The following is a 19738-nucleotide window of genomic DNA, read 5'->3' on the forward strand; positions in this document are numbered from 1 at the left end:
TCGGATGTTCAGGAACGCATGAGGAAATCGGCGAGCATAAGCCCGAACACGATGAAGCCGACAATGCCCGCCAGCCGGCCGATCCGCGTGCCGATGACCTCGATGCGGTCGTTCGGGTCGGCATCGGTCGCCATGAAATGGTCGCGGGTGCGGAACAGGAGCGAGAAGGTATGGGCACCGATCTGCGGCTCCGTTTCCTGCCGGATGCGTTCCAGGATCGCCTTGGCTTCGCGTTGCTGCGCGTCGTCGTCGTGAGGCCGGGTCATGGGAAAGCTCTGTCGCAAAACCCCCGCGAGGGCAACAGCCCGGACGCAACGATTGTCTTCTGCGCTACGGCCGGATGCGCTAGACATGCCGGACAAGCCCTTTTGACCGGAGACCGTTGATGCTGTCCGCTGCCAAGATCCTTCCGCCGCTCCGGCTCCGCCCGTATCTGACCGCCCTCGTCGTGGCGCTCATGGCGCCGATGCTGTCGGCCTGCGGGATCAACGCCATTCCCACCTATCAGGAGCAGGCGCGCGCGGCGTGGTCGCAGGTCGAGAACCAGTATCAGCGCCGGGCCGATCTGATCCCCAACCTGATCGAGACCGTGAAGGGCTTTGCCGCCCAGGAGCGCGAAGTTCTGACGGCGGTGGTCGAGGCACGGGCCAAGGCGACCCAGATCACCGTCGACGCCGACCAGCTCAGCGACCCGGCCATGGTGCAGAAATTCCAGGCGGCGCAGGACCAGCTCGGCGGCGCCCTGTCGCGGCTGCTGGCGACCGTCGAAGCCTATCCGGACCTCAAGTCCAACCAGAACTTCCTTGCCCTGCAGAGCCAGCTCGAGGGCACCGAGAACCGGATATCCGTTGCCCGCCGCGACTATATCGAGGCGGTGCGGGTCTATAACACCGAGCTGCGGACGATCCCCGGCCGCTGGATCGCCTCCTTCTTCTATCCGGAGGCCCAGCCGATGGAGCCCTTCACCGCGACCGCCGGCTCGGCGACGCCGCCGAAGGTGGATTTCGGCCAGTGAGCCGGCTGGCAGCCAACTGACCGAAAGGCCCGCGCCCATGGATCGGATCCGGCAAATGTCGATGGCAGGTGGACGCGGCGCGCTCGCCGCGCTGGGCCGCCTTCTGGTGCTGGCGGCCGTCCTTGCGCTGGTCGCGCCTGCCGCCGCGCAGGAGTTCCCGCCCCTCACCGGACGGGTGGTCGACACGGCGGATCTTCTCGATCCGGCGACCGAGACCGCACTGACCGAGAAGCTGGCGGCCTTCGAGGCACAGGGCAGCGACCAGGTCGTCGTCGTCACCGTTCCGGACCTGCAGGGCGCCGAGATTGCCGACTACGCCAACCGGCTCGGCCGCGAATGGGGCATCGGCCAGGCGGAGGAAAACAACGGCGTCGTCCTCCTGGTCAGCCGCGACGACCGCGAGGTGCGCATCGAGGTTGGCTACGGGCTCGAAGGCACCCTCACCGACGCCCTCTCCTCGCTGATCATCCAGAACGACATCCTGCCGGCGTTTCGCAGCGGCGATTATCCCGGCGGCATCAGCCGCGGCGTCGACGGCATCATCCAGGTGCTCTCCGGCGACGCGGCCGAGCTTCAGGCCCGGGCCGAACGCAACCAGGACTGGAGCGGCGAGGATTTTGCCGGCATCGCCTTCACCCTGATGTTCGCCGGGGTCTGGATTCTCGTTCTCGGCGCCTTTGCGATGACGGGCCTTGCCCGCCGCTTCGGCAAGAAGATCGGTCGCAACCGCTATCGCTGGCTCGGGATCGTCTGGACGCTCGGCCAGGCGAGCCGCATGTCGGGATCGCGCAGCGGCTTCGGGGGTGGCTTCGGCGGCGGTGGCGGCTTTTCGGGGGGCGGTGGCTTTTCCGGCGGCGGAGGATCGTTTGGCGGCGGCGGATCGTCGGGGAGCTGGTGACCATGGCAAGACTGACCTTCACCGAAGCCGATCATGCCCGCATTGCCTCGGCGATCCGCGAGGCCGAGATCGCTACGACCGGCGAGATATACGCGGTCTTCGCCCGGGCGAGCGACGGCTATCATTTCGTCTCCGCCACGGCCGCCCTCGCCATCGCGCTGCTGGTGGCCGGCGTCACCCTGCTGCTGGCGCCGCTCTTCGGCGTCACGGTCTCGGCCGCGGCGCTCTTGGGCGGGCAGATCGTCATCGTCCTCGCCATGCTGGCGGCCTTCGCCCTGTCCCGGACCCTGCGCATGGCCTTCGTGCCCCGCGCCATTGCCGAACGCCGGGCGCACCGGTCGGCCCTGCAGCAGTTCTTCGCCCATAACCTCCACACCACGGCGGGGCGCACCGGCATCCTGATCTTCGTCTCCGAAGCCGAGCGCTTTGCCGAGATCGTCGCCGACGACGCCATCGCCGCCAAGGTCCCGCAGGAGAGCTGGGACGCCATCGTCGCAGACCTCGTCACCGCCGCCGCCGAGGATCGCCTGGCCGACGGCTACGTCGCCGCCGCCCACGCCGCAGGCGCCATCCTCACCGCGCACTTCCCCGGCGACCACCGCAATACCAACGAGATCCCCGACCGGCTCGTGGAGATCTGAGGGGCGGCGGGGCGCATCCGGCAGCGGAGCGGATGGCCGGCAGCGGGTGGATGGTCGCCAGCGGAGCGGATGGCCGAACCGGCGAGGCATGGGTCCTCGGGTCAAGCCCGAGGATGACGCCGAGGTTGGATGTTGCGGCTCGCCGTCACCCTCATGCTGAGCCGGACCGGGCCGGGCCGGACTGAAGCACCGCGCCGTCTCAGGATGATCATTCCCCATCACCGCGCGTCATCCTCGGGCTTGACCCGAGGACCCACGCCAAACCGTTGCCGCCGCCGCTGCCCACAACGGACATCCCCCCAACCGTCGCCGCCCGGAAATCGGGTGGGCGCCCCCGACGGCCCCCACTAACGTCCTCAGCCGAGGAGCAGACCGTGCGCGCCATCCAGACACACCCCGCCAATCGCAGCATGACGTCGGCCGAATGGGCGATGCTGCTGGCGCTGTCCGTCCTGTGGGGCGGGTCCTTCTTCTTCACCGGCGTTGCGGTGCGCGAACTGCCGCCCTTCACCATCGTCGTCCTGCGCGTCGGACTGGCGGCGATGATCCTGTGGGCGGTCATGCGCGTCCTCGGCCACGCCATGCCGCGTGACCGGCGGATCTGGGCCGCCTTCGTCGGCATGGGCTTCCTCAACAATCTCGTCCCGTTCAGCCTGATCGTTTGGGGTCAGACGCAGATCGGCTCGGGCCTCGCCTCGATCCTCAATGCGACGACGCCGCTCTTCGGGGTGGTGGTCGCCCATATCCTGACGCGCGACGAGAAGGTGACCGGCCACCGGCTGGCCGGGGTGGTGCTCGGCTTCGCAGGAGTCGTGGTGATGCTCGGGCCCGGGGCCCTCCGCACCGTCGGCAGCGACATCGCCGCCCAGCTTGCTTGCCTCGCCGCGGCCTTCTCCTATGCACTGGCCGGTGTCTTCGGACGCCGCTTCCGGCGCATGGGCGTGGCGCCCATGGCGACGGCGACGGGCCAGGTAACCGCCTCGACCGCGATGCTTCTCCCCCTCGCCCTTCTGGTGGACCGCCCCTGGACCATCGCCATGCCGGGCCCGGCGACATGGGGCGCCATCCTCGGCATCGCCGCCCTGTCCACCGCGCTGGCCTATGTCCTCTATTTCCGCATCCTGGCGACGGCCGGCGCCACCAACATCCTGCTCGTGACGATCCTCGTCCCGGTCAGCGCCATCATTCTCGGCTCGCTGGTCCTCGGCGAAGTCCTGGAACTGCAGCACCTCGCCGGCATGGCCCTGATCGGCACCGGCCTCGCCGCCATCGACGGGCGACTGGCCGGGATGGCGAAGCGCCGGTTCGCGGAGCACACCGGCGGCTAGCGGGCGTGATGCGGGTGGGTGGTGGGTGGCGAGGGCCGACTGTCGTTGCCCGGACCATCTCGACGTGCGGTCCGCTTGTGCGGGTCTTCTGCAGCAGAGAGGATGCCGGCACGGTCGAGGCATGGGTCCTCGGGTCAAGCCCGAGGATAGCGCGCGGGGGATGGGTGGGCGCTCGTCTCGGAGGACAAAGTGGCGCCCATAGTCGTACCGATCGCGGCACGGTGCAGCGGATGACGGGGAGTTGCCTCACCCAAGACGTGCGTCATGATCCGCGCCGTGCGGCTTCTGCACCGCAGAGGATGCCGGCACGGTCGAGGCATGGGTTCTCGGGTCAAGCCCGAGGATGACGCGCGGTGGGGTAGGAGCGTTTGCCGGCGCACGAAGCAACGCCTGCGTTTTTCGACCGATCGCCCTCGACACGGCGATGGACGGGGAACCGCATCACCCAACTCAGGTGTCATCCTCGGGCTTGACCCGAGGCCCCATGCCAAACCGCCGCCACTGCACAAACGGTCGCGGCCCGAGCCAACAATCTAGCGGCCCGGACCGCTGCCACCGCGTGTGCCTCGCCGCACCGGCACCTTCGCAGCACCCAGCGCCATCGCACCTCACGAACGCCGGCGCCCCCATCACCCCGCGCTACCGCGCCATGGCGTGATAGTCGTCATTGGGGCGCATGTCGGTGGCCGAGGCGACGCGGTTGGACATGGCGAAAAACGCCGCCACCGCGGCGATGTCGAAGATGCCCCGGTTCGTATAACCCGCGTCGCGCAGCGCCTGCCGGTCCGCCTCGACGATGGTGTCCGGCCGCTCGGTCAGCTGGACGACGAAATCCAGCATCGCGGCGCGCTGGTCGTCGAGCCCGGCGGCGCGCCAGTTCTGGGCGATCGCCTCGCCGAAGCCGGGGTCGCCGGAAAGCTGGCGCACGGCGGCACCATGGGCGGTCAGGCAATAATGGCAGTGATTGATCGAGGAGACGACGACGGCGATGATCTCGCGGTCGAGCTTCGACAGCTCGCTCTCCCCCAGCATCAGATCGTTGTAGAAGGTGGAGAAAGCCTCCAGCTTGCGCTCGTCGAAGGCGTAGGCGAGGAGGACGTTCGGCACGAGGCCGAGCTTTTCCTGGCATTTGGCGAAGAACGCCCGGGTGCGCTCCGACAGGGGCTCGGCCATCGCCAGGCCGAGTGCTGTCACGGGCCTGTCCTGTTGCTGCGTCATGCTTCCTCCCACGTTCCAGCGACGCCCGGGACACCACTTGCCCTCGAAGGTCGTGGCGGGATTCCTATGATAGGGTGTCGGACACGACAAGCAGTCGCATCGGAGGGCACCCCATGGACCATCCCGCAACGACCAAGACGGAGATCCTGTCTGTGATCGAGGCGGCCATCGGGGAGGATGGCGCCGAAGCCACCCTCGCCCCGCTGCTCTTTTCCCGCCCGCCGGCCGAGGATCTGGCCGAGTTCACGCCCGAGGCGCTGGCGCTGGCGGCCCGCGCCGGCTTCGAGGCGCTGTGCGATCACCGCCGGGGCGCGCATCTGGTGCGCATCGAACAGCCGGACGGATTCGTCCTGCGCGACGGGCGCAAGCTGGAACTGATCACCGTCGTCAGCGACGACATGCCGTTCCTGTTCGACTCGGTGACCGCCGAGATCGCCGATTCCGCCGTCGGCATCCGCTACATCTCCCATCCGATCCTCGACGTGCTGCGCGGCGCGGCCGGCGAGGTCACCAGCTTCTCGGCCTCCCATCCCCGCGACATGGTGCTGGGCGAAGCCGACCGGACCAGCCTGATCCAGTTCGCCGTCGATCCCCTGGGCGACGGTGACGCGAACACGGCGCTCAAGTCCCGGCTCGAGGCGATCCTCGGCCAGGTCGCCAACGCCAATGCCGATTTCGATGCCATGCGCAACCGCGCCAGCGAATCCGTCGAGGCGCTGCACCGCCAGGCCTCGCGCCTCGACGACGCCGATCTGAAGACCACCTTCGAGGAAGCCGCCCGGCTGCTCGAATGGCTGCGCGACGACAATTTCATCTTCCTCGGCTGCCGCGAATACGACTATCTGCCCGGCAGCGAGGGCGAGGCGCTGGAACGGCGCGACGATGCCGGGCTCGGCATCCTGGCCGATCCCGACGTGCGCATTCTCGGTCGGCCCGGCCGCCGCATGACGACGACGCCGGAGATCCGCGCCTTTCTGGAAGCGCCGACCCCGCTGATCGTCACCAAGGCCAATGCCCGCTCACTGGTCCATCGCCGCGCCTATATGGACTATGTCGGGGTCAAGCAGTTCGACGCCGACGGCAATTTCGTCGGCGAGCTGCGCATTGTCGGCCTGTTCACCTCCAGCGCCTACACGCGCTCGATCCTGACCATTCCCTATCTGCGGCTGAAGGCCGAAACGGTGATCAGCCGCTCGGGCCTGCGCCCCGGTTCGCACTCGGCCAAGGCGCTGCTCAACGCGCTGGAATCCTATTCCCGCGACGAGGTCTTCCAGATCGACGTGGCGCTGCTGGAGCGCTACGCCTCGACCATCGTGGAGCTCGGCGAACGCCCGCGGGTAAAAATCCTGTCGCGCGTCGACCGCTTCCACCGTTTCGTCTCCATCCTCGTCTTCGTGCCGCGCGAGCGCTACGATTCTCGCCTGCGCGAACGGATCGGCCTGATGCTTGCCGAGGCCTATGACGGTCATGTCTCGGCCTATTACCCAGCCTTCCCCGAAGGGCCGCTCGCCCGCGTCCACTTCATCATCGGACGCGCCGGCGGCACCACGCCCGAGGTCGACACGGCGCAGCTGGAAGCGCGCGTCGTCGAGATGGCCAAGAACTGGGAGGACGAGTTCACCGCCGCCCTGTCGGCCGCCGGCCATGCCGGCGAATACGGTCGCCTCGCGCCGGGCCTGCCGGAAAGCTATCGCGACGTCGTCTCCCCGACCGAGGCCGTGGACGACGCAGGGATCATCATGGCGCTCTCAGAAGGCGAGGAGGTACGCGTCACCTTCCATCGCCGCGAGAACGATGCGCCCGACCTCCTGCGGCTGAAGATCTATCATCTGGGCGCGGCCCTCGCGCTCTCGACCCGCGTGCCGATCCTCGAGAACATGGGCTTCTCCGCCGTCTCCGAACGCACCTACCGGATCGTGCGGCCCGACGGCGAGACGGTGCATATCCACGACATGGACCTGAAGCGCAGCCGCGGCGGCGACATCGCGCTCGACGACGACGGCGCCGCGCTGGAAGCGACCTTCGCCAATGTCTGGGCCGGCCGCATCGAAAATGACGGGTTCAACGCGCTAGTGCTGGAGGCCGGGCTGGACCTGCGCCAGGCCAATGTGCTGCGCGCCTATTCGCGCTATCTGCGCCAGACGGGCCTCGCCTATTCGCCCGACTATCTCGGCGCCGCCCTGATGCGCCAGCCACAGATCGCCCGCCTGCTGTGGGATCTCTTCGCGGCAAGCTTCGATCCCGAGCACCCGGCCCCGGCCGAAACCGATGCGGCATCCGAAGACGGCGAGAGCGAGCCGGATGCGCGGCAGGCCCGCCGCGCAAAGGCGCGGGGCGCCGGCGAGATCCATGCGGCGATCTGCGAAGCCCTGGAAGACGTCGATTCCATCGACGACGACCGCATCGTGCGCCGCTTCATGGGCGCCATCCTCGCCACGCTGCGGACCAATTACTACGCCGTCGACGGCATCTCCGCCGAGCCGGTTTCCGAACCCGGCGCGGTCGCCCCGGCGCTCGCCTTCAAGTTCGAATCCGCCGCCGTCGAGGGCCTGCCGGCCCCGGTCCCCTATCGCGAGATCTTCGTCTTCGACGCCCGCGTCGAGGGCGTCCATCTGCGCTTCGGCCCGGTCGCCCGCGGCGGCCTGCGCTGGTCGGACCGCGCCCAGGACTACCGCACCGAGGTGCTGGGTCTAGTCAAGGCGCAGCAGGTCAAGAACGCGGTGATCGTGCCGGTCGGCGCCAAGGGCGGCTTCTACCCCAAGCGCCTGCCCGACCCGTCCGACCGCGACGCCTGGTTTGCCGCCGGCCGCTCGGCCTATGTCGTCTTCATCGCTTCCCTCCTGTCGATCACCGACAACATCGTCGGCGAGGATGTGGTCACACCACCCAACGTCACCCGCTATGACGGCGACGATCCCTATTTCGTCGTCGCCGCCGACAAGGGCACGGCGACCTTCTCCGACACCGCCAACGCCATCGCCCAGTCGAACGAGTTCTGGCTCGACGACGCCTTCGCCAGCGGCGGCTCGGCCGGCTACGACCACAAGGCCATGGGCATCACCGCACGCGGCGCCTGGGAGGCGGTCAAGCGCCACTTCCGCGAGATGGACCGCGACATCCAGTCGGAGCCCTTCACCGTCGTCGGTTGCGGCGACATGTCGGGCGACGTCTTCGGCAACGGCATGCTCCTGTCGAAGACGACGCGGCTGATCGCGGCCTTCGACCACCGCGACATCTTCATCGACCCCGATCCCGATCCGGCGACCTCCTTTGCCGAGCGCCAGCGTCTGTTCGAGACGCCGCGCTCGTCCTGGAACGACTACGACCGCGCCACGATCTCGCAGGGCGGCGGGGTGTTCTCGCGGCGCGACAAGATGGTGCATCTGTCGCAGGAAGCCGCCGACGCGATCGGCTGGGACAAGCGCTCGGGCACGCCCGCCGAGATCATCAGCGCGATCCTCAAGGCGCCGGCCGACCTGCTCTGGTTCGGCGGCATCGGCACCTATGTGCGCGCCGGCAACGAATCCAACGCCGATGTCGGTGACCGCGCCAACGATCCGGTGCGCGTTGCCGCCGCCGAAGTCAGGGCCCGGGTCGTCGGCGAGGGCGCCAATCTCGGCGTCACCCAGCGCGGGCGCATCGAGTTCGCGGCCGCCGGCGGACGGATCAATTCCGACGCCATCGACAATTCGGCCGGCGTGAACACCTCCGACGTCGAGGTGAACATCAAGATCGCCCTGAAGAGCGCGATGGAATCCGGCCGCCTCACCCGCGAGGAGCGCAACGCGCTTTTGGCCGACATGACCGACGAGGTCGCCGAGCTCGTCCTCGCCAACAATTACGAACAGACGCTCGCCCTGTCGCTGGAAGAGCGGGCCGGGGCCTCGGCGCTTGCCCTGCAGGCGCGGTTCATGAGCGTTCTGGAAGATGCCGGCGAGCTCGACCGGGCGGTGGAGACGCTGCCGTCGGAAGCCGCCATCGCCGATCTGCGGGCGACCGGTCGGGGCCTCACCCGGCCCGAGATCGCGGTGCTGATCGCCTATGCCAAGATCACCCTGTTCGACCAGCTCGTCGCCAGCGACCTGCCCGACGACCCGTATCTGGAAGACCGCCTGAACGACTATTTTCCGGTGCCGATGCAGCGGGACTTCGCGCGGGACATCGAGGGCCATCGCCTCGGCCGCGAGATCATCTCTACGGTGCTGGCCAACGAGGTGGTCAACCGCACCGGCCCGACCTTCGTCACGGTGCTGCGTGAATCCTCCGGTGCCTCGCCGGCCCAGATCGTGCAGGCCTTCATTGCGGCGCGCGACGGCCTCGACGTGCGCTCGCTCTACGAACGGGTGGACGCGCTGGACGGCACGCTGCATGGCGAGACCCAGAACGCGCTCTATGCGGAGATCGGCCGGTTCCTGATCCGCACGACCCGCTGGTATGTCCAGAACGAAAGCTTCGAGGGCGGCCTGACCGGCGCGGTCGTCGCCAGCCGCGACGCGCTGGACAAGCTCAAACCGCAGCTCGTCGAGCTGGCCACCGAGGCCGGCCGGGCCGAGGCCCAGTCGCGCGCCGAGGCTTTCGTCGAGAAGGGCGTGCCGGAGGATGTGGCCGAAGCGATCGCACTGCTGCCGCTCCTCTCGCTGGTGCCGGATATCGCCTCTGTCTCACGTGAAACATCGACGGGGCTCGAAGCGACCATCGGCTGCTATTTCGGCATCACCCGGCAGTTCGAGATTGGCCGGCTCGAAGCCGCGCTCTTCGCGTTGCAGACGGACGATTACTACGAGACGCTGGCCCTGGAGCGGGCCGGCAGCCAGATCGCCGGTGCCCGGCGCAAGCTGACGGCGACGGCCCTGCGAGACTTCGGCGCGGAGAAAGACCCGGCCGCGGCCTGGGCGGAAAGCCGACGGACGGCGGTCGAGCGGATCGGGGGGCAGATCGGCGCCCTCGCCGGATCGGGCGGCACCTCGGTGGCGCGGCTGACGGTCGCCGCGGGCCTGTTGTCGGATCTGGCCGGCTAGACGCCGGCAGAGGGGGAAATGGAAGTGCCGCGCGAGGGCGGCTGGTGGCCGGCCAGCAAGGCTGGCCGGCGCATGAGGGACCGGGCCGGGCCTCAGCCCTTCTTGGCGTCGGGCCGGGCCGCCGCGAACTTGCCGGGCACCGTCACTGGCACCGCTGCCTTCGTCTTGTCCGCCTTCGGCTTTCGGACTTCCTTGTTGCCGCGCACCTGACCCTTGGCCATGATCGTATCCTTTGTGGAATCCTGATTGATCCGCTGACAGAATAGCACGTGGGGGACGTCGTGGGGGATGGCATCTTTCGGATGTCACGCCCAGCGAATAAGGGGGAGTGATGGAACTCGGATCCATCCACATCCATCCGGTGAAAGCCGGACGGTCGATCGAACGCGACGAAAATGCACTGGAGGTGTGGGGCCTCGAGGGCGACCGCCGCTGGATGCTGGTCGACGAGACGGGCCGGTTCCTCTCCCAGCGCGAGCATCCGCCGCTGGCGCTGCTCGACGCCCAGCCGGATGTCGACGGGCTTATCCTGTCCTACGAGGAAATCGGCGAGCGCTTCGTTCCCGTACCGGAGGGCGACGACCGGCTGACCGTCACCATCTGGGGCGACGCGGTCGATGCCGCCCTCGCCGACGACGCCACCAACGCGGCGCTGTCGCAATGGCTGCAGCGGCCAGTCCGGCTCGTCCATCTCGACCGGACGGATGCCCGCCATATCGATCCGGTCTGGGCGCCAGAGAGCACCGACGGTGTTCCGCCCGTCGCCTTTGCCGATGGCTTCCCGCTGCTGATCGCCAATCCGGCCTCGCTGCGCGCGCTCAACGGCGACATCGTCCGCCAGGACGGGGACGCCGTGCCGATGAGCCGCTTCCGGCCGAACCTGGTCATCGACGGCGCCGAGGCCTGGGCCGAGGACGACTGGGCCACCATCCGCGTTGGCGAGGCGGTGATCGATCTGGTCAAACCCTGCGCCCGCTGCATCGTCACGACCGTGGACCAGACGACCGGCATGATCGCCGGCACCCAGCCGATGGACGCCATGCGCCGCATCCGGTTCTCGGCAACGCCGCGCGTGCCCGGCCTGCTGTTCGGCTGGAACGCGGTGCCGCGCGGTCCGGCCGTGATCCGCCCCGGCGACCCGGTGGAGGTCGTCGCCCGGCGCGGTGGCGCACCCGCCGTGCGCGACGCATCGGGCCGCGGCGCCGATCGATGACCGAACTCGCACCGACCGTCGCCGGGCTGCCCTACCGGGTCCCGCTGCGCCAGCGCGCCGTCTGGGGCTGGATGACCTTCGACTTCGCCGCCCAGCCCTTCTTCACCGTCGTCATCACCTTCGTCTTCGGGCCCTATTTCGTCTCCCAGCTCGCCTCCGATCCGGCCACCGGCCAGGCCTGGTGGAGTGGCGCGGTGACCCTCGTCGGCATCTGCGTGGCGATCCTGTCGCCCTTTCTCGGCTCGATCGCCGACCGGGCCGGGCCCCGCAAGCCGTGGATCGCCAGCTTCGCCGTCGTGAAGATCCTCGCGCTGCTGCTCCTGTGGTTCGCCGCGCCCGGCACGCCGCTGATCTTCGCTGCCGCGCTCATCGTCTTCGCCATGGTGGCAGCGGAATTCTCCATCGTCTTCAACGACGCCATGATCCCCCGCCTCGTCCATCGCGATTCCATCGGGCGGGTGTCCAACCTCGCCTGGGGTCTCGGCTATGTCGGCGGGATCGTCTTCCTGTTCGTCACCCTCGCCTTCCTGGCGGGATCGCCAGAGAGCGGCCTGACCCTGCTTGGCCTCGAGCCCTGGTTCGGCCTCGACCCGGCCGAGGGCGAAGGCGCACGGGCGACCGGCCCGCTCTCGGCCCTCTGGTACCTGGTCTTCGTCCTGCCGATGTTCCTGCTGACGCCCGATCGCAAGAAGGCCGAGCCGATCCGCGTCGCCGCACGGGACGGGCTGAAGGACCTGAAGGCGACCTATCGCGAGATCCGGGTGCGCGGCACGCTGTTCCGCTTTCTGATCGCGCGGATGATCTACCAGGACGGCGTCAATGCGCTGCTCGTCCTCGGCGGCGCCTTCGCCGCCGGCATGTTCGGCTGGTCGATCACCGAGAGCGGCCTGTTCGGCGTCATTCTCAACGTCACGGCCATTCTCGGCTGCGTCGGCGCCAGCGTTCTCGACGCGCGGCTGGGCTCCAAGGCGGTCATCGTCGCCTCGATCCTCTGCCTGATGACGGCGACGATCGGGATCATCTCGACGGCGCCGGACTCCACCCTGTTCGGGCTTTTGACCTTCGCGCCGTCCGAGGCGACGGGCCTCTTCGCCACGCCGGCGGAGAAGAGCTACATCGTCTTCGGCCTGCTGATCGGGCTGGCCTTCGGCCCGGTCCAGGCCTCGTCGCGCTCTTGGCTGGCGCAATCGGTCACCGCCGACGAGGCCGGCCGCTATTTCGGCTTCTACGCCCTCACCGGCCGCGCGACGTCCTTCCTCGGCACGGCGGCCGTCGCGGCCTTCACCGCGGTCGCTGCCGGCCTGACGGACCCGGCGACCGCGTCGCGCATCGGCATGTCGGCGCTGATCCTGTTCTTCGTCGTCGGGCTGGCGATCCTTCTGGGAACGCCGGGCCCCCGCGCGGTCGGCAGGGGCCAGGATGCCGGCGGAGAGCGCCAGCCGGCCGCATAGGCCGGCCGGCACTGGCCTAGTGCCGGAAGTGGCGCATGCCGGTCATCACCATGGCGATGTCGTTGTCGTCGGCGGCCTTGATGACCTCGTCGTCGCGCATGGAACCGCCCGGCTGGATCACCGCGGTGGCGCCCGCCGCGACGGCCGACAGCAGGCCGTCGGCGAAGGGGAAAAAGGCGTCGGACGCAACCACCGCGCCGCGCGTCAGCGGCTCGCCATGGCCGGCAGCAGCCGCCGCGTCTTCGGCCTTGCGCGCCGCGATGCGGGCCGAATCCACCCGGCTCATCTGACCGGCCCCGACGCCGACCGTGGCGAGGTCACGGGCATAGACGATGGCGTTGGACTTGACGTGCTTGGCGACCCGGAAGGCGAATTTCAGGTCGGCCAGCTCGGTCTCGCTGGGCGCACGCCGGGTGACCACCTTCAGGTCGAGATCGTCGACCACGCCCGCATCGCGCGACTGGACGAGCAGGCCGCCGGCAACCGACTTGACCGTGCGCCCGGCGGCGCGCGGATCGGGAAGGCCGCCGGTCAAAAGCAGGCGCAGATTCTTCTTGCCGGCGACGATCGCGATGGCGTCCTCGTCGGCCTCCGGCGCGATGATCACTTCGGTGAAGACCTGCACGATCGCTTCCGCCGCCGCCCGGTCGAGCTTGCGGTTGAGCGCGACGATGCCGCCGAAAGCCGAGACCGGATCGCAGGCCAGCGCCTTCCGATAGGCGTCGAGAAGGTCGGAGCCTTCCGCCACGCCGCAGGGGTTGGCATGCTTGATGATGGCAACCGCGGCGGTGCGGGCCGGATCGAACTCGCCGACCAGCTCGAAGGCCGCGTCGGTGTCGTTGATGTTGTTGTAGGAGAGCGCCTTGCCCTGCAGCTGCCGCGCCGTGGCGACACCGGCGCGGCTCTCGCCGGTCCGGTAGAAGCCGGCGCTCTGATGCGGGTTCTCGCCGTAGCGCAGCGCTTCCGACAACGTGCCCGACACGCTGACGCGCTGGGGCATTGCATCACCCACTACGCCGGCAAACCATGTCGACACCGCCGCGTCATAGGCCGCGGTGCGGGCAAAGGCCGCCGCGGCCAGACGCTGGCGCAGGGCGAAGTCGGTCTCGCCATTCGCGGACTTCAGCGCCTGAAGCACCGTGTCGTATTCGGCCGGATCGACCACCACGGTGACATAGCCATGGTTCTTGGCGCCGGCGCGGATCATCGCCGGTCCCCCGATGTCGATATTCTCGACGATCGTCGCGGTGTCGGCGCCGCCGGCCAGCGTCTCCTCGAAGGGGTAGAGGTTGGAGACCAGCATATCGATGCCGGCAATGCCGTGGGTCTCCATGGCCTTGGCATGCTCGGCATCGTCGCGAATGCCCAGCAGGCCGCCATGGACGCCCGGATGCAGGGTCTTCACCCGCCCGTCCATGATCTCGGGAAAGCCGGTCAGCTCGGAGACGTCGTGAACGGCAAGGCCCGCCTCGCTCAGCGCCCGGTAGGTGCCGCCGGTGGAGACCAGCTCGACATCGAGCGCCGCCAGTTCACGGGCGAAATCGACGAGGCCGGCCTTGTCGAAGACCGACAGCAGCGCGCGGCGAACCCGCACGCGATCGGGGGCCTGCGTGGCATTGGCTTTGAGAGACATCGGCTTTTCCTGCGTGGCACGGATGGGAGGGGTCCGCCCCTGATAGTCAGCCGCGCCGCTTCCCACAATGGTGGTCGGCGGTCAGAGCCGCTATCGCACTGGCGCAGGCGTCGCCGCGGTGCCGGAATTGACCATGTCGTCGGGGGCGTCGCGCGCCGCGGCCGAGCGCGCCTCCAGATCGTCCAGCGTGTTCGGCAGGACGCCGACGGCGCGGTTCATGCCGCCACAACCGGCAAGAAGCGCAAGGCAGAGCGAGAAAAGTGCGATCCGGGTCATGACCGGGAGATGGGGAGCGGAGCGGCGCAATCCAGCCCAGTCATGCGCGGCGTGACGGCCTGCCCGGTCTCACCCTCATCCAATCCTCGGTGGGAAACGGGCTGCGCCCGTTCCCGTCAGGCTTCGCGCTCGAAGCGCCAGGCGATGCCGGCCGGATCGTAGGCGTCGAAGGGCACGGCCAGTTGCAGCGTACGCCGCGCGCCGCCGGCATCGGCGAAGAAGATCGAATCCTCGATCTCGACCCGGGCATCGGCCCGGAACAGCCAGCGCTGCCCGCGCACCGCCAGCCTGACGCCGTCGCCGATCACCTCGACGCTGACCGAAGGATGCAGGTGGAAGCGGGCCGTCGCCTTGCCGGCGTCGCTGCCGGTGCGAACCGTGGCGCTGCGCTGGAAGCTGTCGTGGCCGTCCACCGTCCAGCCGTCTTCGGCCAGGCTCACCTGACGGCGATGCAGCAGGCCGGACTGGCGCTCATAGCCATTGTGGGTCGCCTCGAAGCCGCGCACCGGATCGCCGAGTTCGCCCGACAGGACCTCCGTCGGCCCCGGCACCAGCGGCGTGCCGAGAAACCGGTCGAGGCTTTCGGACCGGGCGAAATGCGACGACGAGCGATCGTCGAGCGTCACCGTCGAATGGGCGGCGGTCGAGCGCGACAGGCGGCGCCATTCGGCGTCGGCGGTCAGCGGGCGGCCGCAATTGACCACGATGCGGTTCGCCTCGCAGGAGAGCTCGAAGCCCAGCGTGCCGGCATGGGCATTGCGCGAGACCAGCGCCGGCGGCGGGCAGCCGGTATCGGCGACGATGACGCTCGAGCCGGCGGCCAGCCGGTGGTAGCCGGACTGCCGTGCATGGGTGATCGGCTCGCCCAGCGTCTCGTCGTAGCGCAGGAGCACCGTCATTAGATGGATGTCGGAGGCGCCGGAGCCGTTGAACAGCGCCAGCGAGCCGTCGGAATGGCGGAAGAAGCGCACCGCCGGCAGCATCCGGTCGATCGCCGAATAGAGCCCCCGCGGCAGCGCCTGGCCCTGGCGCAGATAGGTCTGCCGCAGCGGGATCAGATCGGCGAGGATCGCCACCGGCGCGGCCGGATCGCGCGAGATGTGGCCGCCATCGGGAAACACCTGGCGGTCGAGTTCCTCGGCCAGATGCCGCGCCGCGATCTTGATGCGACCGCTGGCGGCCGGCAGGCAGAGCGAGACGAAGGCGAGCGCCGTGCGCACCTGCAGGCGGGGCGTGCCCTCGGGCGCCTCCTGGGCGACGGAGCGCAGATAGCGGGCCTGCGACGACAGGCTGCGCAGAAAGCGCTTGTGGAAGCCGGCATCGGCCTCGGCCAGCAGCATGTCGGCATGGCTCAGCCAGGCGATCATCCGGCGCGCGGCCACCGCGGGCTCGAAGGCGGGATCGGCCAGCGTGCCGCCCTTCTGGCGGATCCAGTCGTCGACGAGGGTGCGGGCGTTCTGCACGGCCAGGGCGTCACCGGCCTCGGCATGGTGGCGCAGCCAGTCGAAACCGTGGAGTTCGGCCGCATAGGCTTCCGACGGCAGCGTCGCCTGAAAGATCGAGGTGCGGCCGGGTTCGAGCAATTGTCCGGCGAAGAAGAAACGGCCGGCATAGATCGCCTCGGCGATCATCGGGTCGCCATGGCGCAACGAGGGCGGCACGACCAGGAGCTTGCCGGCGCGGCCACCGGCAAAACGCCAGCGGTGCAGCGGACCGGTCCGCAGCCGCCGCCGCGCCCGGCGCCACACTTCACGTAGCGTCAGGACAGCGAGGAGCGGTTGACCTGCCAAGCTCGTCGTCACTCCCGGACCCCACTGCGGGCAACGCGCCCGTTCGACTGGTTGATATCCTTCGCGAAACCCGTCTCCGACCCCATTGGGGCAGGATCAGCGGGTCAGCGCAACAGCCATCACTTTCTCCGAATGTGGTAAAAACTTCGCTAAGACTTGCGGCGAAAGCGGGACCGCGCCCTTTTGGCCGGGCGCGGCCCGCTCAGATCCGCTTCAGCCGCGCGGCGTAGAAGCCGTCGAGTCCGCCGGTCGCGGCTGCATCCGCGGCACCGCCCATCATGTCCGGCGTGGTGCGCAGATCGCCCTCCGGGGTGAGCGCGAACTCCATGCCCGGCAGCTCGTCCGGCTGCACGGGATCGCGCACGATGTCCGAACGGTCGGCGAGGAGGGCCGCGACGATCGCCTCGCCCTCGGCCGGGTCCAGCGAGCAATTGGAGAAGACCAGCCGGCCGCCCGGCGCCAGAAGCCGCACCGCCTCGCCGAGCAGGCGCGCCTGCACACCGGCCAGCTTGGCGATTTCCTCCGCGTCCTTGGTGTAGGGCACGTCCGGATGCCGGCGGATCGTGCCGGTGGACGAGCACGGCGCGTCGAGGAGTATGGCGTCGAAGGGTTCGGCCGGCTCGAAGGCGGCGATGTCGCCCACCACGGTCTCGGCCTCCAGCGACAGGCGCGCCAGATTGGCCTTCAGCCGCTTCATCCGGTTGGCGTTGATGTCGAGGGCGGTTACGGCGCCGCCGGCGGCGATCAGCTGCGCCGTCTTGCCACCCGGCGCGGCGCAGAGATCGGCGACGCGCTTGCCCGTCAGATCACCGAACAATTGCGCCGGCAGCGCCGCGGCGGCGTCCTGCACCCACCATTCGCCCTCGGCAAAGCCCTCGAGCGCCGTCACCGGTCCGTCGAAGCTGCCGAGCCGCACGGTGCCGTTCGGCAGGGCGACGCCGCCCAGCTTCGCGGCCCAGCCCGCAGGGTCGCTCTTGACGGTGAGGTCGAGCGGGGCCGGCGTCAGATGCGCCCGCGCGATCGCCTCGGTGCGCTCGGGCCCGTAGGCCGCCACCATGCGCGCGGCCAGCCAGTCCGGCATGTTCTCCGTTGCCGTGGCGACCTCGCGCAAGGCCTCCTTCTCCCGCGACAGGCGGCGCAGCACGGCATTGATCATGCCGGCGAAACGACGGCTGCGCGAATCCACATTCGCCGCCGCGACGGCAAGGTCGACAGCGGCCGAATCCGGCACGTCGAGGAACAGGATCTGCGTCGCGCCGACATGCAGGATGTGCTTCAGCGCCGCTGCGTTGGGCGGCAACGGCCGGTCGAGACAGGCGTCGAGGGCACGGCCGATGGTGCCGCGGAACCTGAGCGCGGAAAGGATGATCGCCTTGACCAGCCCCTGGTCGCGGCCTTCCAGCGCACGGAAGCCGGGATGCCCGCCGGCCGCATCGAGAAGACCATCCGCCGAGGTGCGGGCATCGACGATCGCCGACAGGAGCTTCGTCGCCACCAGCCGGGCGCCAAGGCCGGGGCGGTCGTTCGCCGAGTAGCCGTCGGGCACGAAACCGTCGGCGCCGTCGGAAATTCGCGGGCCGTTGCCGGCGCCGTCATCGCGCCGGGGCGCCTTGCCCGGCAAGGGCCGCTTGCGCGGCGCAGAGCGGGAGGCATCGAAATTGCCGCCGCGGCGGGTCTTGCGGCCGTCCGATCCAGCGCTCAACCCCACGGTCCCCGCTTGCGGCCGCCGGCGGAGGGGCGATCGCCCCTGCCCCACGGGCCCGAACGGGTCCGGTCGATCCCGGCCTGCGGCGCGGCAGCAACGAAGCCGCCGTCGCCACCGTCCATCTCCAGCGCCATCTGTTTCAGTGCCGCGATCCGGTTGGCGGTGTCCGGATGGGTGGAGAAGAGATTGTCCATGCGCTGGCCGGACAGGGGATTGATGATGAACATGTGGGCCGTCGCCGGATTGCGCTCGGCGTCCTGGTTCACCGTACGCCCGGCTGCGCTGGCGATCTTGCCGAGCGCCGAGGCGAGCCAGCCCGGATTACCACAGATTTCCGCGCCCCGCCGGTCGGCGGCATATTCGCGCGTCCGGCTGATCGCCATCTGCACGATCATCGCGGCCAGAGGCGCGACGATGATCGCCGCGATCACGCCGATGAAGCCGAGGGGATTGTTGTTGTCGCGGTTGCCGCCGAAGAAGAAGGCGAAATTGCCCAGCATCGAGATCGCACCGGCCAGCGTCGCGGTGATCGTCATGATCAGCGTGTCGCGATTCTGCACATGGGCGAGCTCATGCGCCATGACGGCGGCGACCTCTTCGGGCGTCAGGCGCTCCAGGAGCCCAGTCGTCGCGGCCACGGCCGCATTCTCGGGATTGCGCCCGGTGGCGAAGGCGTTCGGCTGGGCATTGTTGATGACATAGACCTTCGGCATCGGCAGGCCGGCCCGTCCGGCCAGACCTTCCACGATGCGGTAGTATTCCGGCGCGCTGCGCGCGTCGACCTCCTGCGCATGGTGCATCTTCAGCACCATCTTGTCGGAGTTCCAGTAGGAAAACAGGTTCATGCCGGCCGCGAAGACGAAGGCGATCATCATGCCGGCGCGGCCGCCGATCATGAAGCCGAGCCCCATGAAGAGGGCGGTCATGAAGGCGATGAGCATCGCCGTCTTGATCATGTTCATCGCAGGTTCCACCACCAAGGAGTTTGCGCGGTCCACCCGCGCCAATCGCCCGGGAAAATGGGGATTGCGGGGTTCCGCTTCAATATTGCCGGGAAACCACCGCGGCTGCAGCGGCCCGGGCAGGCTGCGACACCGGCAAGGGTTTCAAGCCTTCGTCCCTGCCCTTATCTGATGGTGACGAACCGCAACATGGCACCGGCCGCAGCAAGGGGCAGACGAGCAATGAGCGACAGCGAGGCAAGGGATCCGGCACTGGCAGCGCCGGGCGATGGCGCGCCGGCCGAGCGCGAACTGCCGGCCGCCGCCCGCCGTGCCCTCGCCGAAGCCGAGGAACGCCGCCGTCAGGCGGACGCGGAGGCCTCAGCATCCCAGGCCAGGGAGATCAACGGACCCAAGGGGCCCGAACCGATCCGCTATGGCGACTGGGAGAAGAACGGCCTGATCTCGGACTTCTGAAGCCAGTTCCCGTTGCAGCCTGTCATTCTGCCCGTGCCTGAGGCGCGCAACGGCTTCCCGCGATGATTGTGGGCCCATCGTCCTAGACACCCGCACCGCGAGCCCGCGTCAATCTTCCGCTGCGTCAGGAATGC

16 protein-coding genes are annotated in these 19738 nt (G+C 69.1%); 8 read left to right on the forward strand and 8 right to left on the reverse strand.

Annotated features, from left to right (window positions below):
• Window positions 1-8: 8 nt before the first annotated feature.
• Window positions 9-266, reverse strand: a complete 258-nt coding sequence (locus H536_RS0120260) for a hypothetical protein (RefSeq protein WP_024352185.1) — start codon at window positions 264-266, stop codon at window positions 9-11.
• A 119-nt stretch (window positions 267-385) separates the two neighbouring features.
• On the opposite strand from H536_RS0120260, the gene H536_RS0120265 reads away from it, so the two are divergent.
• The 4 genes from H536_RS0120265 (at window position 386) to H536_RS0120280 (ending at window position 3882) form a co-directional block, all read left to right on the forward strand.
• Complete coding sequence (locus tag H536_RS0120265; protein WP_024352186.1) at window positions 386-1015, forward strand: LemA family protein; 630 nt, start codon at window positions 386-388, stop codon at window positions 1013-1015.
• A 55-nt stretch (window positions 1016-1070) separates the two neighbouring features.
• The gene (locus H536_RS0120270; RefSeq protein WP_035695280.1) at window positions 1071-1913 is read left to right on the forward strand and encodes a TPM domain-containing protein; all 843 of its coding nucleotides are present in this window, start codon (window positions 1071-1073) and stop codon (window positions 1911-1913) included.
• A 2-nt stretch (window positions 1914-1915) separates the two neighbouring features.
• Complete coding sequence (locus tag H536_RS0120275; RefSeq protein ID WP_024352188.1) at window positions 1916-2554, forward strand: TPM domain-containing protein; 639 nt, start codon at window positions 1916-1918, stop codon at window positions 2552-2554.
• 410 nt (window positions 2555-2964) lie between these two features.
• The gene (locus tag H536_RS0120280; RefSeq protein ID WP_035695281.1) at window positions 2965-3882 is read left to right on the forward strand and encodes a DMT family transporter; all 918 of its coding nucleotides are present in this window, start codon (window positions 2965-2967) and stop codon (window positions 3880-3882) included.
• A gap of 639 nt (window positions 3883-4521) precedes the next feature.
• Here H536_RS0120280 and H536_RS0120285 read toward each other — a convergent pair.
• Window positions 4522-5100, reverse strand: a complete 579-nt coding sequence (locus tag H536_RS0120285) for a peroxidase-related enzyme (RefSeq protein WP_029703786.1) — start codon at window positions 5098-5100, stop codon at window positions 4522-4524.
• Between the two features lie 113 nt (window positions 5101-5213).
• Here H536_RS0120285 and H536_RS0120290 point away from each other — a divergent pair, with 113 nt between their 5' ends.
• The gene (locus H536_RS0120290; protein ID WP_024352191.1) at window positions 5214-10118 is read left to right on the forward strand and encodes an NAD-glutamate dehydrogenase; all 4905 of its coding nucleotides are present in this window, start codon (window positions 5214-5216) and stop codon (window positions 10116-10118) included.
• 92 nt (window positions 10119-10210) lie between these two features.
• Here the strand turns inward: H536_RS0120290 and H536_RS25390 are convergent, their stop codons facing one another.
• Entirely contained in the window at window positions 10211-10339 is a 129-nt protein-coding gene (locus tag H536_RS25390) for a hypothetical protein (RefSeq protein ID WP_266102198.1), read from the reverse strand.
• Window positions 10340-10449: 110 nt separating this feature from the next.
• Between H536_RS25390 and H536_RS0120300 the strand changes: the two genes are divergently transcribed.
• Together H536_RS0120300 and H536_RS0120305 are read left to right on the forward strand one after the other, a co-directional pair.
• Window positions 10450-11331 (forward strand): MOSC domain-containing protein, encoded by an 882-nt coding sequence (locus tag H536_RS0120300; protein ID WP_024352192.1) that lies wholly within the window; start codon window positions 10450-10452, stop codon window positions 11329-11331.
• Window positions 11328-12782 carry an MFS transporter gene (locus tag H536_RS0120305; RefSeq protein WP_024352193.1) on the forward strand — a complete coding sequence of 485 codons (1455 nt, stop codon included), beginning with the start codon at window positions 11328-11330 and terminating at the stop codon, window positions 12780-12782. The genes H536_RS0120300 and H536_RS0120305 overlap by 4 nt, the downstream gene beginning before the upstream one ends.
• A gap of 16 nt (window positions 12783-12798) precedes the next feature.
• Here H536_RS0120305 and purH read toward each other — a convergent pair whose 3' ends face one another.
• The 5 genes from purH to htpX all read right to left on the reverse strand — a co-directional run bounded on the left by purH (window position 12799) and on the right by htpX (window position 19148).
• On the reverse strand, window positions 12799-14415 hold the full coding sequence (gene purH, locus H536_RS0120310) for a bifunctional phosphoribosylaminoimidazolecarboxamide formyltransferase/IMP cyclohydrolase (RefSeq protein WP_024352194.1): 1617 nt from the start codon (window positions 14413-14415) through the stop codon (window positions 12799-12801).
• Window positions 14416-14505: 90 nt separating this feature from the next.
• Complete coding sequence (locus H536_RS25395) at window positions 14506-14634, reverse strand: hypothetical protein (protein WP_280137483.1); 129 nt, start codon at window positions 14632-14634, stop codon at window positions 14506-14508.
• 173 nt (window positions 14635-14807) lie between these two features.
• Window positions 14808-16481, reverse strand: coding sequence for a heparinase II/III family protein (locus H536_RS0120320; protein WP_155898575.1), 1674 nt, complete (start codon window positions 16479-16481; stop codon window positions 14808-14810).
• Window positions 16482-16683: 202 nt separating this feature from the next.
• Window positions 16684-18102: an RsmB/NOP family class I SAM-dependent RNA methyltransferase gene (locus tag H536_RS0120325; RefSeq protein ID WP_029703790.1), complete on the reverse strand. Its 1419-nt coding sequence runs from the start codon at window positions 18100-18102 to the stop codon at window positions 16684-16686.
• A gap of 77 nt (window positions 18103-18179) precedes the next feature.
• On the reverse strand, window positions 18180-19148 hold the full coding sequence (htpX, locus tag H536_RS0120330) for a zinc metalloprotease HtpX (protein WP_024352198.1): 969 nt from the start codon (window positions 19146-19148) through the stop codon (window positions 18180-18182).
• Window positions 19149-19370: 222 nt separating this feature from the next.
• Between htpX and H536_RS0120335 the strand changes: the two genes are divergently transcribed.
• The gene (locus H536_RS0120335) at window positions 19371-19604 is read left to right on the forward strand and encodes a DUF1674 domain-containing protein (RefSeq protein ID WP_024352199.1); all 234 of its coding nucleotides are present in this window, start codon (window positions 19371-19373) and stop codon (window positions 19602-19604) included.
• The last annotated feature ends 134 nt before the right edge of the window (window positions 19605-19738 follow it).

This window comes from Aurantimonas coralicida DSM 14790, from assembly GCF_000421645.1.
Classification (GTDB): domain Bacteria; phylum Pseudomonadota; class Alphaproteobacteria; order Rhizobiales; family Rhizobiaceae; genus Aurantimonas; species Aurantimonas coralicida.

Coding starts and splice junctions, on each gene's coding strand:
- H536_RS0120260 (WP_024352185.1), bottom strand. CDS start 266: ATGACCCGGCCTCACGACGACGACGCGCAGCAACGCGAAGCCAAGGCG.
- H536_RS0120265 (WP_024352186.1), top strand. CDS start 386: ATGCTGTCCGCTGCCAAGATCCTTCCGCCGCTCCGGCTCCGCCCGTAT.
- H536_RS0120270 (WP_035695280.1), top strand. CDS start 1,071: ATGTCGATGGCAGGTGGACGCGGCGCGCTCGCCGCGCTGGGCCGCCTT.
- H536_RS0120275 (WP_024352188.1), top strand. CDS start 1,916: ATGGCAAGACTGACCTTCACCGAAGCCGATCATGCCCGCATTGCCTCG.
- H536_RS0120280 (WP_035695281.1), top strand. CDS start 2,965: ATGACGTCGGCCGAATGGGCGATGCTGCTGGCGCTGTCCGTCCTGTGG.
- H536_RS0120285 (WP_029703786.1), bottom strand. CDS start 5,100: ATGACGCAGCAACAGGACAGGCCCGTGACAGCACTCGGCCTGGCGATG.
- H536_RS0120290 (WP_024352191.1), top strand. CDS start 5,214: ATGGACCATCCCGCAACGACCAAGACGGAGATCCTGTCTGTGATCGAG.
- H536_RS25390 (WP_266102198.1), bottom strand. CDS start 10,339: ATGGCCAAGGGTCAGGTGCGCGGCAACAAGGAAGTCCGAAAGCCGAAG.
- H536_RS0120300 (WP_024352192.1), top strand. CDS start 10,450: ATGGAACTCGGATCCATCCACATCCATCCGGTGAAAGCCGGACGGTCG.
- H536_RS0120305 (WP_024352193.1), top strand. CDS start 11,328: ATGACCGAACTCGCACCGACCGTCGCCGGGCTGCCCTACCGGGTCCCG.
- purH (WP_024352194.1), bottom strand. CDS start 14,415: ATGTCTCTCAAAGCCAATGCCACGCAGGCCCCCGATCGCGTGCGGGTT.
- H536_RS25395 (WP_280137483.1), bottom strand. CDS start 14,634: ATGAACCGCGCCGTCGGCGTCCTGCCGAACACGCTGGACGATCTGGAG.
- htpX (WP_024352198.1), bottom strand. CDS start 19,148: ATGAACATGATCAAGACGGCGATGCTCATCGCCTTCATGACCGCCCTC.
- H536_RS0120335 (WP_024352199.1), top strand. CDS start 19,371: ATGAGCGACAGCGAGGCAAGGGATCCGGCACTGGCAGCGCCGGGCGAT.